Consider the following 12,625-nt stretch of genomic DNA (forward strand, 5'->3'; position numbering starts at 1 on the left):
TCGCGCGCCCTGTCGGCACCATAGTTTGGAGAGCGCTCTCAACGGAACCCGGTATGACGATGCTCCACCTGCCGGGATCGCGCTCTCCCACCATCGTGGGACCGGGCACACGCCCTAACTGCGGCTCCACCGGGCCAGCGAGTCCCACTTGCCGAAACTGGGCACCGGCTCCCACTGCGTGCTGACGTCCACGCCCGTACGGTCCTCGACGGTGCGCTGCTGGGCCGTGTCGTCGCTGATGACCCGGCGGGCGCCGCCGTCCTCGCGGAACTCGAACCAGGTCACGCACGTCGCCCCGGACAGCGTCGCCGCCTGCGCGTCCGGGTAGTCCCACTGCGTCATCCCGCCGAGGAACAGCAGGTCGCCGCTGCGCCGGAAGGAGTAGTGCAGGCACTGGCGGCCGTAGGCGTCGAAGAACCAGACCCCGGCGTGCCCGTTGTCCCAGGCGATCTCGATGACCACGTCGGGCACGCCGCTGGGCGGGGCGGCCGGGATCACCGCGTAGGGCTCACCGGCCAGGTCCCGCCCCTGGGCCTCGTCCGCGGTGAGCGGCTCGACCGGCTCGTGGCGGCGGAAGTTCCACCGTCTGCAGTAGACCGGCGGTGCAGCCGGATCGTGCCCTGCGATGTGGACGGTCACGCCACTTCCTCCCCCGTGGTAAGGCGTGACTCACGGTAGACCGAGCGGGCCGTGCCGGGCAATCGCGGCGCCCGTGGGAATCCGGGCGACCAATGCGCGCCATGCCGTTAACATCGGCGCCCATGGAAATACGGGCGTACGCGGGACCGGCAGACGACGACCAGCTCGCGCGCGTGCGGCAGGCCGCGCTCGCGGTCGACGGTGCCGTCTGGCTGCCCGGCCCCGACTTCGACATGACACCGGCCGAGACGTTCGTGGTCGCCGAGGAAGCCGGACAGATCATCGGCTTCGGCGGGCTCGACCGCTGGACCGAGGACGACGGCACGGAGCTGTTCCTGGTCACCGGCTGCGTCGACCCGGCACACCGGGGCCGCGGCCACGGCAGCGCGCTGCTGCGCCACCGGGAGGAGTACGCCGCCTCGCTCGGCTCGGGCCTGCCGCACCAGCAGCTCGGCGCCAACGCCGACGACAGCCAGCCAGGCTCCCGGCAACTCCTGCTCGACCACGGCTACCGGCTCGCGTTCACCGTCGTCGAACTGCGCTGCCTCGCCGTCGACGCCAACCCGCCGACCGCGCTGCCGCCCGGCCTGGAGATCCGGCCCGTGCTCGCCGAGCATCAACCGCGGATCCACGCCGCGATCGTCGAGTGATTCACCGGCAGCCGGGCCGGGTTCGTGTCGGTGGACTACGACACCTATCTGGCCGGGGTACGCGACACCGAGCTGTGGGCCGTCGCCTGGGCCGGTGACGAGATCGCCGGGCTGGCGACCGCCGAACGGACCGGCAGCCGGAGCGCCGACTCGCCGTGGGTCGCGGTGCGGCCCGCGTACCGGCGGCAGGGTCTCGCCCTGGCACTGGTCACCCGCAGCCTGGCGGCCATGCGCGAGCACGGCGTCACCTACGCGGCGATCCGGACCGTGGCCGAGAACCCGCACCGGACCGTGGCCCTCTACGAACGGGCCGGCTACGAGGTCGGCCGGCGGATGCCCCGTTACCGCAAACCGCTGACCGCGGTGTCGGCCTGACGGCGGTCGAACCCAGCCGGATGGCGACGGCCTGACGTTCCGCGGCAGGTCGCCGCGACACGCCCGACGCCATTCGGCGGTCCCGGCCGGAAATGGCTTGCCGCGCCCGCGAGGATGTCGCTATGGCATGGATCGCACCCGACGTCGCGCGGGAACCTTATACGGACATGGCCTGCGACGAGCGCGAGATGCTGGACGACTGGCTGCGAAGGCGGCGGATCGCCCTGCTCCGCAAGTGCGCCGGCCTGACCGCGGAGCAGCTCAAGACCGCCGCCGTCGAGCCGTCGAACCTGACCCTGCTGGGCCTGCTGCGGCACATGGCCGACGTCGAGCGGTTCTGGTTCCGGATGAAGTACCTGCAGGAGGATCTGCGCGCCCTGTACTGGACCGACGAGCACCCCGACGGCGACCTGGAACTGGTCGCCGACGCGGATGCCGAGGCCGACTACGCGGGCTTCCTGGCCGAGACCGCCGCCTGCGACGCCGCCGTGGCCGGGCGCGACCTGGACGAGCCCGCTGCCGATCCCAAGGCGCCGACCGGCAAGGTCAACCTGCGCTGGGTCTACATCCACATCCTGGAGGAGTACGCCCAGCACACCGGCCACGCCGACCTCCTCCGCGAACGGATCGACGGGTCCACCGGGCCGTAACCGAGTCATGCACGGCGCGCACAGGTGGGTCGCATGGCGTCCCTGTGCGCCTGCGCCAGGACAGGACACCGGTCATCTGGCTGCTCTACCCGAGGCCGATGGGCAGGCTCGGGCGGAAGTTCTGATAGCCCAGGATGTAGAGCTTCTTGGACGGGTCGAGGTGGTAGGGCACCACCTTGCCGGTATCCGTGAACCCCATTCGCCGGTAGAAGGCCTGTGCCCGGTGATTGTCCTCGTGTACGCCCAGGGTGAGCCATGACGCATCGGTGTTGTCGCGGGTCCACCTGATCCCGGCGTCCATCAGCCGGGCGGCCGGTCCGGTCGCCCGGCCACGATGTGCAGGCGCCACGTAGACACCCTGGATGCAGGCGGTGCCGGGGACTTCGGCCACCGGAGCGCAACCGGCCATCCCCACCCAGCGGCCGTCCTGCGCGGCGGCGACGAACAAGGCCGAGGTCGGGGAAGTCGCGTTCGCCACCGCCTGCTGCCGCCAGACCTCGTCGGCGAGTCCCGCCGCGTCGGCGTACGTGGTTCCGAAGGCGGTCGGTGAATCCGTCAGCGCCTCCAACCGCAGGGCGCGCAGTTGACGCCATTCCCCCGGCTCGATCCTGCGTACGACATAGGTCATGGGTCTGCTCCCCGCGTCGATCGCACCACCACGATCGACAGATCCTAAACGGTGATCAACTGCCGATCGGTCGGACCGGCTCGGGGTGAGACCCGTGAAGCAATCAGCGGGTCGCGTACGCGTGGCCGTCCGGGGCGGCCGCGTGCAGCGCGGTCAGGGCCGCGTCCAGCGCTGCCGACAGCGGCTCGATCGAGCGCAGCGCCTGGGTGAGCAGCAGGCCGCCCTGGACGGAGGCGAAGACCGCCAGCGCCAGGCACTCGGGATCGGCGTCCGGGCGCAGCAGGCCGCCGTCTCGCATGCGGACCAGCCCGTCGCGCAGGTGCCCGCGCCACCGGTTCAGGTGCCCGACCACCGTGGCGGCCGCCGCCGGATCGGTGCCGACGAGCTCGCTGACCAGGGTGCCGATCGGGCAGCCCCAGTGCGGCTGGGCGGCGTAGTGCGCCAGCAGCGCGTCGCGCCAGCCGTCCCAGTCCGCCCAGGTGTCGAGGGTGCGCAGATACGGCTGCTGCGCCTGCAGCACCCGCTGCATCTGCAGCTCGGCGATTGCCAGCACGAGCTCGCTCTTGCCGCCGGGGAAGTAGTGGAACAGCTGGCTCTTGCTCGTCAGCGTGCCGGCGCGGACGTCGTCGAGGCTGGTGCCGCCGACGCCACGGGCCAGCACCAGGTCTGCTGCGGCGGAGACGATGCGGTCCCGGGTCGCGGCGCCCTTCGCGGTGAGTCTGGTGGCCGTCACCTGCCCATCCTAGAACTCTTGGACCGGATGGTCCAATATTGTGGCCGCCTGCCGTTCGGCCAGCTCCCACGGCGTGGGCGGCGGTGCCCCGATGAAGGAAACTTTTGTACGCTCCACCGTGAAGCAGCTATTTCCTACAAGGGGAGCGTATGAACCAGACCATGTCCGTGGCGGTCTCCGCCGCCGCGCTGTGGACCTCCCCCGATGCCGTACGGCCGCTGGACGCACCGGCCCTGGAGTCCCCCGCGCGGCTGCGCGCCTGGGCCGCGGCCCAGGGCCCGGACGAGCGGCGCGACCTGTGGGGCCGGGTCGACAGCCAGCTCCTGCTCGGCGAGACCGTGCTGGTGCGAGAGGTCCGCGACGGCTGGGCCCGCGTCAACGCCCCGGCGCAGCCGACCCGCAAGGACCCCCGCGGTTACCCGGGCTGGCTGCCCCTGGCCCAGCTCGCCGCCCCCGCCGAGGCGACCGGCGAGCACGTCGTGGTCACCGAACAGGTCACCGATCTCAGGGACGCCCCCGGCGGCCGGATCCTGGCCGACGACCTCAGCTACGCCACGGTGCTCCCGGCCCGCCGGCGGCGCGACGCGTTCACCGAGGTCGCCCTGCCCGGCGGGGGCTTCGGCTGGGTGGCGGACAAGCACCTCGACGCCCACCACACCCGTGGCCCGCTGCCGACCGCCGCGCAACTGGTCACCGCCGCACGGATGTTCCTCGGCCTGATGTACCTGGCCGGCGGCACCCACGGGCTGATGCTCGACTGCTCCGGGCTCCCCCATCTCATCTACCGCCGGTTCGGGCACACCATCCCGCGCGACGCCAGCGACCTGGCACTGCTCGGCGAGCACGTGGAGGTGACCGACCTCGCCCCCGGCGACCTCGCGGTCTTCCAGAACGACAAGACCGGCGACGTGTACCACACCGGGGTCTGCACGGGCGGCGAGCAGCAGGTGCTGCACGTCTCCCAGACCGATTGGGCCTGCGTCGACGGCGCGCTCAGCGAGCGCCGCCGCGGCCACCTGGTGTCCGGCCGCCGCCTGCGCCTGCAGTAGGCGACGGATTCCGGCGGTTGGCAGCGCGGCCGGGAGTGCGCACACTGTGCCCATGCCGCGCTCGCGCAAATACCGGGTGATCACCGGACTGGAACGCCTCAACAACCGGATCACCCGGTGGGCACTGCGCCGAGGGCTTGCCCCGAGCGCGTTCGCGCTGCTGGAGACCACCGGCAGGCGGTCCGGGCGGCCCCGGCAGACCCCGGTCGGCAACGGGCTGGCCGGGGACGTGTTCTGGCTCGTCGCCGCGCACGGACGGCAGGCCGACTACGTGCGCAACCTGCTGGCCGACCCGGTGGTGCGGGTGAAGGTCGGCGGGCGCTGGCGCGAGGGCCGGGCCGTCGTGCTGCCCGGCGACGACGTCGCGGCCCGCTCACGGTCGCTGCCGTACCAGTGGGATGCCGCCATCGGCCGGCTGATGGCCACCCGGCCGCTGACCGTACGCATCGACCTCGCCCCCGACGCCGGCGGGGCGTAACCGGGCATCACGTCGGCACGCCGCCACCTGGACGAGGTGGCGTGCCGGACCGAAAGGATCTGGGATTCGGCGGCGCAGCCGCCCGCGAGCCCGACGTCGAGGTCCATCAGTGAGACGGCCTGACCGCATTGCCAGATCTACCGCTCAGCTCTGATGGAACATTCAGCTTTCGGCCCTAGGCTCAAAGGATGCTGAGTCGCGCCGGAAAACTCGACCGCCTCCCGGACGCGCCCCCGCCGGACGCTACGGCGGAAGTCGAGCCCGTCCCGGCACCGCGCCCGTGGTGGCGGCTCGACAGGCGTGCCCTGGTCGCGACGTGTGTCGCGGTGGCGCTGGCGGTCACCGCGGTGGTCGCGTTCCGGTGGGGCGCGGCCGGTTCGTCCGACAACCCCGCCGTCGTGACCCCCTCACCGTCGCCGTCGGACGACGGCGTGCTCACCGTCGCCGAGGTCTACCAGGTGCTCCTTCCGTCGGTGGTGTCGATCCGGTCCACCGGCCCGGGACGCACACCGTCGACAGCGTCGGGCACCGGCGTGCTGGCCAACACCGACGGCACCATCCTCACCGCGTTGCACGTGGTCAAGGGCGCGGCCGCGATCGAGGTCACCTACGCCGACGGAAGCACCTCCGCGGCGACCGTCGCGGCCGCCGACCCGGCCAAGGACATCGCCGCGCTGACCCCCAAGACCCTGCCGCCGGTGCTGGTCCCGGCGGTGCTCGGCGGCGTGCCGGGCATCGGCGAGCAGGTCGTCGCGATCGGCGACCAGCTCGGCCTGACCGGCTCGACCACCACCGGCGTGGTGTCGGGCCTGGAACGTTCGGTCACCGTCGCCGACGTCGGCAAGCTCGACGGGCTCATCCAGTTCGACGCCGCGGTCAACCCGGGCAGCTCCGGCGGCCCGCTGGTGAACATGCGCGGCGAGACGGTCGGCATCGTGGTCGCCCTGGCCAACCCGACCGAAGCGGGCACGTTCATCGGCGTCGGGTTCGCCGTGCCGATCGTGACCGCCGCGGCCGCCGGCGGCCCGCCGCCGCCCCTGTGACGTCCCCCGACCAGCACGTGCCACGAACACTCGATCCGATGAGGACGGACCCATGAACACACCCGCATCCGGCAACGGCCACCGCCAGCCCTCGCGTCCCCTGGCGGGCGGGCCGTCGCCGGCCGCCGGCCAGAGCACCGTGGAGCAGGTGCTCTACGAGGTCAAGAAGGTCATCGTCGGGCAGGATCTGCTGCTGGAGCGCCTGATGGTCGCGCTGCTGGCGCGCGGGCACATCCTCGTCGAGGGTGTGCCGGGCCTGGCCAAGACGCTGGCCGTCAAGTCCCTCGCGGAGGCCGTCGGCGGGCAGTTCCACCGGGTGCAGTTCACGCCGGACCTGGTTCCGGCGGACATCACCGGCACCCGCACCTACCACCAGCACAGCGGCGAGTTCCAGGTGTCGCTCGGGCCGGTGTTCACGAACCTGCTGCTCGCCGACGAGATCAACCGCGCGCCAGCGAAGGTGCAGAGCGCGCTGCTGGAGGTGATGCAGGAGCACCAGGTGACCATCGGCCGGGAGACGCACCGCGTGCCGGAGCCGTTCCTGGTGCTGGCCACGCAGAACCCGATCGAGTCCGACGGCACCTATCCGCTGCCCGAGGCGCAGGTGGACCGGTTCATGATGAAGGTCCTGGTGGACTACCCCAGCGCCACCGAGGAGTTCGTGATCGTCGAGCGGGCGGTCAGCCCCGGTGCGGCGATCCAGCGCATCATCGACCCGGCGCAGCTGATCGCACTGCAGGAGCAGGCCGACCGGGTGTACGTCGACCCGTCGCTGATCGAGTACGCGGTCCGGCTCACCGCGGCGACCCGTGATCCGGCGCTGGTCGGCCAGCAGCAGCTGGCCCGCTACGTCACCTACGGCGCGAGCCCGCGCGCGTCGATCAACCTGGTGCTGGCCGGACGGGCGCTGGCGTTCCTGCGGGGACGGGACTACGCGTTGCCCCAGGACATCACCGACCTGGCCCTGGACGTGCTGCGCCACCGGCTGGTGATGTCGTACGAGGCGCTGGCCGACGAGGTGAGCGCGGACGCGGTGCTGGACCGGATCATGACGTCGCTGCCCGTGCCGGAGCTCGCCATGCAGGGCCGCTGACGTCATGAGCGAGCGGATCAGGTGGCCCGGCATGCATGCCGCCGACGAACGCAGCGAGGAGAAGGCATGACCGCTGCCTCTGACCGGTTGCTGCGCCGCCTGGAGTGGCAGGTGCTGCGCCGCCTCGACGGGCGGCTGCAGGGCGGGCACCGCACGGTGTGGCGCGGCGCCGGGCTCGACTTCAGCGACGTGCGCGCCTACACGCCCGAGGACGACGTACGGCACATCGACTGGAACGTCACCGCGCGGATGGACGAGCCGTTCGTGCGCCAGTACACCGAGGAGCGCGACCTCACGGCGTGGCTGGTGCTGGACCGGTCCGCGTCGATGCGCGGCGGCGGCCGCCACGGCAAGGACACGATGCTCAACGAGCTGGCGGTGAGCCTGGCCCGGCTGCTGACGTACCGCGGCAACCGGGTCGGGGCGATCCTGTTCGACAACCGTCACCAGCGGGTGATCCCGCCGCGCACCGGCCGTGACCAGGTGCTGCGGCTGACCCATGAACTCGGCGTGCCCGCGCCGGCCACCGACGCGGGGACCGTCACGGACCTGTCGGCGATGCTGCGGCTGGCCGCGGCCACCGCACGGCGGCGCAGCCTGGTGCTGGTGCTGTCGGACTTCATCGGCGACCCGGGCTGGGAGCGGTCGCTGGCGCTGCTGTCCCACCGGCACGAGGTCGTCGCCGTACGCATCGTCGATCCTGCCGAACTCGACCTGCCCGACCTGGGCATGATCTTCGTCGAGGACGCCGAGACCGGCGAGCAGTTGCTCGTCGACAGCGGCGACCCGCTGCTGCGCCGCCGGTTCGAAGCCGAGGTGCAGGCGCGGGAGAGCGGGCTGGCGGAGACGATGAACCGGGCCGGGGTGGTGGCCCATCGCGTGACCACCGACACCGACCTCGTCGACGCCCTGGTCGGCATGGTGCGCCGGACGAGGCGGAGATCCCGATGACCGTGCAGTATCCGTTCTTCATCGCCCTGGCCGTGGTGGGCACCGGTGCCGCCGTGCTGGCGTACCTGCGGCTGCAGCGGCGGCGCACCGCCGCGCTGCGCGGCGCGGGGCTCGGCCTGACCGCGGCGGGCGGCCGTGGCGCGGTCCGGCGGCACCTGCCGTACGTGCTGTTCCTGGCGGCGCTGCCGATGCTGCTGACCGGCCTGGCCCGCCCGTCGGCCGAGCTGCCCGTGCCCCGGGTGTCGGGCACGGTCATGCTGGTGTTCGACGTGTCCAACAGCATGGCGGCCACCGATGTGGAACCGTCCCGGCTCGCCGCCGCCCAGGCCGCCGCGACGGGCTTCGTCGACGCGCAGCCGTCCACGGTGGACATCGGGGTCGTCATCTTCGGCCAGGGGGGCCTGCTCACGCAGACCCCGACCCCCGACCGGGGTGCGGTCAAGAACGCCATCACCCGCCTGTCGACCAGCGGCAGCACGTCGCTGCGGCAGGCGATCCTGACCGCGCTGTCGGCGATCGTCGGCGAGCCGGTCGCGCTGCCCGAACAGGAGGACGCCTCCCCGCCCGACCTGGGCTACTGGGGTTCGGCGACGATCATCGTGTTCTCCGACGGGCAGGAGACCGAGAGTCCCGAGCAGGCACAGGCGGCCGCCGCGATGGCCGCCGCGGCCGGGGTGCGCATCGAGACCGTCGGCATCGGCACCCCCGAGGGCGCCACCGTCGAGGTCGAGGGCTTCCAGGTCGCCACCGCGCTCGACGAGCAGCTGCTGACCGAGCTGGCCGCGATCACCGGCGGCGGTTACCACCCGGCGCGCGACGCGGCCGCCCTCGACGACATCGGTGAGTCCATCGACCTGCGCATCACCACCGAGCCCGAGCACATCGAGCTCACCGCGCTGTTCGCGGGCTCCGCGCTGCTGCTGCTGACAATCGGCGGACTGCTGATGATCCGCTGGTACGGAAGGATCGTCTGATGTCGCTGGCCTGGCCGTGGGCGCTGGCCGCCCTGATCGTGGTCCCGCTGCTGCTGCTGGTGCGGTGGTGGCTGAACCGCCGCCGCCGCAAGGTGGCCGTGCGGGTGTCCAGCATCGCGCTGATCCGCGCCGCGCTGCCGGGCCGTTCGCGCTGGCAGCGGCGCATCCCCGCGGCCCTGTTCGGGCTGGGCCTGCTCGCGCTCGGCACGGCCATGGCCCGGCCGCAGGCGTCGCTGGCGGTGCCGCAGGACTCCACGGCGATCCTGCTGGCGATGGACGTGTCGCAGTCGATGTGCTCCACCGACGTGCCGCCGAACCGGCTGGCCGCGGCCAAGGACGCGGCGCGGGAGTTCGTGCTGGCCCAGGACGACGGGACCCGCATCGGGCTGGTCGCCTTCTCCGGCATCTCCGGCCTGCTGGTCGAGCCGACCGACGACAAGCAGGCGCTGCTCGACGCGATCGACAATCTGCGCACCTCCCGCGGCACCGCCATCGGGCAGGCGATCCTGACCTCCATCGACGCGATCGCCGAGATCAACCCGGCGGTCCCGCCGACCGGGGTGGAACTCGGTGCGCCGGACTCCCCCGGCTCCGGCACGTACATCGCGGACACGATCGTGGTGCTGACCGACGGCGCGAACACCCAGGGCGTCGACCCGGTCACCGCCGCGCAGGAGGCCAAGGCGCGTGGGCTGCGGGTCTACACCATCGGGTTCGGCACCACCGATCCCGCGCCGCTGATCTGCAGCGCCGACCAGATGGCGCCGGGCTCGGGCGCGCGGCCCGAGTGGCGCGGTGGTGGGGGCGGCGGGGGACGGCGCGCGCAGCTGATCGACGAGGACACTCTCGGCGAGGTCGCCGAGCTGACCGGCGGGGAGTACTTCCGGGCCCAGGACGCCAAGCAACTCGTCGACGTGCTCACGGACCTGCCCAGCACGATGGTCGTGCAGAAGGAGGACGTCGAGATGACCGTCTGGTTCGTGCTCGCCGGAGCGCTGCTGGCGGGCACGGGCGTCGGGTTGTCGCTGCGCTGGAACCGCTCCTAGGCGACTCCGGGCCCAGATGCCGGCGGTCGACAAGCTCCGGTGCGAGGGCTGATCGACCGCCGGCATGCTCTCGATCACACCGGTGGGAGGACCACGCTCCAGCCGATGGCGCGGGCCGAGGCGACCGTGCTCGTCGCCGTCACCGCGGGCCACGGGCCCGCCGCCACGCCGCCGGTGTCGGCCGCGGCCGCCACGAGGAAGCCGCCGCCGCTGCCGGTGGTCGTGGTCCGGGCGGTGACCGTGCCGGGCACCGACCAGGTCGCGGTGGCGCTGACCTTCTGGACCCAGTAGCTCACCACGGTCGAGCCGGACGCGGGCACGGTGGCCGCGGCCGTCGGGTGGGTGGTCTTGGTGGCGGTGTCCTCGAACGCGGCGGCGGTGACCGGGCCCGCGCCGGAGTACGCCATGACCACGAGGCTGGCCTTGGTGATCGCGTCGAACGTGGTGGTCACCGAAGAGCCCGCCGTGCCGGCGACCGCGGTGCGGGTGAACAGCCACGAAACCATGTCGGTGCCGTCGGTCTTGGTGCTCGCCAGCGTCCATCCGGCCGGGGTGGTGGCCGTCGCGCCGCGGTTGGCGGACACGAACAGCAGCAGCGTGTCGCCCGGCTGCACGGCTGCGGGCACGGTCACGGCGGGCCGGATCACGTTCGCGTCGACGCCCGTGGCGGCCCGGTACGCGACCGTGCCGCCGCTGGGCGCGGAGGTGACGGTGACGGTCCGGGTGAGCGCGTCGGTGGCGCCCTCGTCGTCGGTGACGGTCAGGGTCACCGGGTAGCTGCCCGGGGCGGTGTACGTGTGCGCCGGGTTCGGCCCGCCGGCGGTGTCGCCGTCGCCGAACGTCCACGCGTACCCGGTGACGTCGCCGTCCGGGTCGTCGGAGGCGGACGCGTCGAACGTGCACGCGAGCAGGGTGCACGAGAAGCTGAACGCCGCGACGGGGTCCTGGTTCGCAGGCGGGGTGCCGCCGTTGGGGACGAGCACGACGGAGTACGCCTGGCCGCCGCCCCCGGCCACGGTCACGCCGGAGATCCCCGGCACCGTGATCGCGGTGGGCCGGCTCGTCGTGGTCCCGTCACCGAGCTGCCCGTCGGCGTTGTAGCCCCAGGTCCTCACCGAGCCGTCGGCCATCGCGGCGAGGCCGTGGTCGCGGCCGGACGCGATCGACACCGCGGAGGCGACCCCGGTCACCGACACCGGCCGGGTGCGGTTGGTGCTGGTGCCGTCGCCCAGCTCGTTGCGGTAGTTGCGGCCCCAGGACAGCACCTGGCCGTCGGTGCGCAGCGCGTAGGAGTGGTGCGCGCCGGCGATCACGTCGGCGATGCCGGAGGCGAACAGCTGCACCGGCGTGGTCCGGTTGGTGAGCGTACCGTCGCCGACCTGGCCGTAGGCGTTCCAGCCCCACGCCCACAGCGAGCCGTCGGCCAGCCGGGCCAGGCCGTGGTCGCGCCCGCCCGCGAGCTTCTCCACATTGGTCAGCGTGCCGACCCGGACCGGTGAGGTGCGCCGGGTGGTGGTGCCGTCGCCCAGCTCCCCGTTGCTGTTCTGGCCCCAGCCGTACGCCCAGCCGTTGGCCCGGATCGCGTAGCTCATGTCGCGCCCGGCGGCCAGCGACACCGCGTCGGTCAGGCCGGTGACGGCGACCGGTGAGAGGCGGTTGGTGACCGAGCCGTCGCCGATCTGCCCGGTGGTGTTCAGGCCCCACGTGTACACCGAGCCGGAGGCGGTGCGCGCCAGCGAGTGGTCGTGGCCGGAGGCCACCTCGACGATGCCGGTCAGGCCGGGCACCATCGTCGGGGACAGCCGGGTGCTCGTGTTGCCGATGCCGAGCTGCCCGAAGGCGTTGCCGCCCCAGGTCCACACGCGACCGCCCGCGTCGAGCGCGACGACGTGGTCGCGTCCGCCCGCGATCTGCACGATGTCGGTCAGTCCGGGCACGGCGCCGGGGGTGCGGCGGGCCGTGGTGGTGCCGTTGCCGAGCTGGCCCAACCCGTTGCCACCCCAGGTCCAGGCGGTGTACGTGGGGTCGGCGGCCGCGGTGACGGCCGGTGTCGCCACCACCACCAGCAGGGTCGCCAGTACCACGCCAAGATGTTTCATCGACACGCGCATTCGCGACTCCTGCCACAGTGGTCTGCGCGAACCTAACGTGTGCGCGAACCTTCGCGGCAGGGCCGGTTCAGCCATATTCCGGTCGTGATTCCGACCGGTGACGCCACCGTGCCGTCCGGTCGGACTGCCCGATCCGGCGAAGCCGGAAGACGTCACGGTCGCTTGCGGGACGGCGTTTCGCCAGGCCGGGGCGGGCGATCCGGTG

General features: G+C 72.7%; 14 protein-coding genes. 10 read left to right on the forward strand and 4 right to left on the reverse strand.

The genetic code is table 11. The annotated features are described in order from the left end of the window. Nucleotides 1–114: 114 nt before the first annotated feature. Nucleotides 115–639, reverse strand: a complete 525-nt coding sequence (locus F6W97_RS36160) for a hypothetical protein (protein ID WP_155375073.1) — start codon at nt 637–639, stop codon at nt 115–117. A gap of 122 nt (nt 640–761) precedes the next feature. Between F6W97_RS36160 and F6W97_RS36165 the strand changes: the two genes are divergently transcribed. From F6W97_RS36165 to F6W97_RS36175, 3 genes are all read left to right on the forward strand, one after another. Continuing rightward, complete coding sequence (locus F6W97_RS36165; protein WP_196279477.1) at nt 762–1,289, forward strand: GNAT family N-acetyltransferase; 528 nt, start codon at nt 762–764, stop codon at nt 1,287–1,289. Between the two features lie 30 nt (nt 1,290–1,319). Then, nucleotides 1,320–1,664: a GNAT family N-acetyltransferase gene (locus tag F6W97_RS36170; protein ID WP_196279478.1), complete on the forward strand. Its 345-nt coding sequence runs from the start codon at nt 1,320–1,322 to the stop codon at nt 1,662–1,664. 122 nt (nt 1,665–1,786) lie between these two features. Continuing rightward, nucleotides 1,787–2,314 carry a DinB family protein gene (locus F6W97_RS36175; RefSeq protein WP_155375076.1) on the forward strand — a complete coding sequence of 176 codons (528 nt, stop codon included), beginning with the start codon at nt 1,787–1,789 and terminating at the stop codon, nt 2,312–2,314. 85 nt (nt 2,315–2,399) lie between these two features. On the opposite strand, the gene F6W97_RS36180 is transcribed toward F6W97_RS36175, so the two are convergent. Continuing rightward, complete coding sequence (locus tag F6W97_RS36180; RefSeq protein ID WP_155375077.1) at nt 2,400–2,942, reverse strand: GNAT family N-acetyltransferase; 543 nt, start codon at nt 2,940–2,942, stop codon at nt 2,400–2,402. Between the two features lie 103 nt (nt 2,943–3,045). After that, nucleotides 3,046–3,675 (reverse strand): TetR/AcrR family transcriptional regulator, encoded by a 630-nt coding sequence (locus F6W97_RS36185; RefSeq protein ID WP_155375078.1) that lies wholly within the window; start codon nt 3,673–3,675, stop codon nt 3,046–3,048. Between the two features lie 149 nt (nt 3,676–3,824). Here F6W97_RS36185 and F6W97_RS36190 point away from each other — a divergent pair, with 149 nt between their 5' ends. The 7 genes from F6W97_RS36190 (at nt 3,825) to F6W97_RS36220 (ending at nt 10,309) form a co-directional block, all read left to right on the forward strand. Next, nucleotides 3,825–4,724, forward strand: a complete 900-nt coding sequence (locus F6W97_RS36190) for a C40 family peptidase (protein ID WP_155375079.1) — start codon at nt 3,825–3,827, stop codon at nt 4,722–4,724. A 52-nt stretch (nt 4,725–4,776) separates the two neighbouring features. Continuing rightward, nucleotides 4,777–5,202, forward strand: coding sequence for a nitroreductase/quinone reductase family protein (locus tag F6W97_RS36195; protein ID WP_155375080.1), 426 nt, complete (start codon nt 4,777–4,779; stop codon nt 5,200–5,202). Nucleotides 5,203–5,390: 188 nt separating this feature from the next. Then, nucleotides 5,391–6,245: a S1C family serine protease gene (locus tag F6W97_RS36200; RefSeq protein WP_155375081.1), complete on the forward strand. Its 855-nt coding sequence runs from the start codon at nt 5,391–5,393 to the stop codon at nt 6,243–6,245. Between the two features lie 52 nt (nt 6,246–6,297). Further along, the gene (locus F6W97_RS36205) at nt 6,298–7,338 is read left to right on the forward strand and encodes an AAA family ATPase (protein WP_155375082.1); all 1,041 of its coding nucleotides are present in this window, start codon (nt 6,298–6,300) and stop codon (nt 7,336–7,338) included. Between the two features lie 66 nt (nt 7,339–7,404). Then, nucleotides 7,405–8,289: a DUF58 domain-containing protein gene (locus F6W97_RS36210; RefSeq protein WP_155375083.1), complete on the forward strand. Its 885-nt coding sequence runs from the start codon at nt 7,405–7,407 to the stop codon at nt 8,287–8,289. Beyond that, on the forward strand, nt 8,286–9,263 hold the full coding sequence (locus F6W97_RS36215) for a VWA domain-containing protein (RefSeq protein WP_155375084.1): 978 nt from the start codon (nt 8,286–8,288) through the stop codon (nt 9,261–9,263). Before F6W97_RS36210 ends, F6W97_RS36215 begins: the two co-directional genes overlap by 4 nt. Continuing rightward, nucleotides 9,263–10,309: a VWA domain-containing protein gene (locus F6W97_RS36220; protein WP_155375085.1), complete on the forward strand. Its 1,047-nt coding sequence runs from the start codon at nt 9,263–9,265 to the stop codon at nt 10,307–10,309. The genes F6W97_RS36215 and F6W97_RS36220 overlap by 1 nt, the downstream gene beginning before the upstream one ends. A 74-nt stretch (nt 10,310–10,383) precedes the next feature. Here the strand turns inward: F6W97_RS36220 and F6W97_RS36225 are convergent, their stop codons facing one another. Continuing rightward, nucleotides 10,384–12,393, reverse strand: coding sequence for an RCC1 domain-containing protein (locus F6W97_RS36225; RefSeq protein ID WP_196279479.1), 2,010 nt, complete (start codon nt 12,391–12,393; stop codon nt 10,384–10,386). Between the last annotated feature and the right edge of the window lie 232 nt (nt 12,394–12,625).

Source organism: Catellatospora vulcania (genome assembly GCF_009720385.1).
Taxonomy (GTDB): Bacteria; Actinomycetota; Actinomycetes; order Mycobacteriales; family Micromonosporaceae; genus Catellatospora; species Catellatospora vulcania.

Bases quoted from the DNA above. Each gene is read 5' to 3' on its own strand.
- F6W97_RS36190 (WP_155375079.1), top strand. From the start codon at position 3,825: ATGAACCAGACCATGTCCGTGGCGGTCTCCGCCGCCGCGCTGTGGACC.
- F6W97_RS36195 (WP_155375080.1), top strand. From the start codon at position 4,777: ATGCCGCGCTCGCGCAAATACCGGGTGATCACCGGACTGGAACGCCTC.
- F6W97_RS36175 (WP_155375076.1), top strand. From the start codon at position 1,787: ATGGCATGGATCGCACCCGACGTCGCGCGGGAACCTTATACGGACATG.
- F6W97_RS36200 (WP_155375081.1), top strand. From the start codon at position 5,391: ATGCTGAGTCGCGCCGGAAAACTCGACCGCCTCCCGGACGCGCCCCCG.
- F6W97_RS36205 (WP_155375082.1), top strand. From the start codon at position 6,298: ATGAACACACCCGCATCCGGCAACGGCCACCGCCAGCCCTCGCGTCCC.
- F6W97_RS36180 (WP_155375077.1), bottom strand. From the start codon at position 2,942: ATGACCTATGTCGTACGCAGGATCGAGCCGGGGGAATGGCGTCAACTG.
- F6W97_RS36215 (WP_155375084.1), top strand. From the start codon at position 8,286: ATGACCGTGCAGTATCCGTTCTTCATCGCCCTGGCCGTGGTGGGCACC.
- F6W97_RS36165 (WP_196279477.1), top strand. From the start codon at position 762: ATGGAAATACGGGCGTACGCGGGACCGGCAGACGACGACCAGCTCGCG.
- F6W97_RS36210 (WP_155375083.1), top strand. From the start codon at position 7,405: ATGACCGCTGCCTCTGACCGGTTGCTGCGCCGCCTGGAGTGGCAGGTG.
- F6W97_RS36220 (WP_155375085.1), top strand. From the start codon at position 9,263: ATGTCGCTGGCCTGGCCGTGGGCGCTGGCCGCCCTGATCGTGGTCCCG.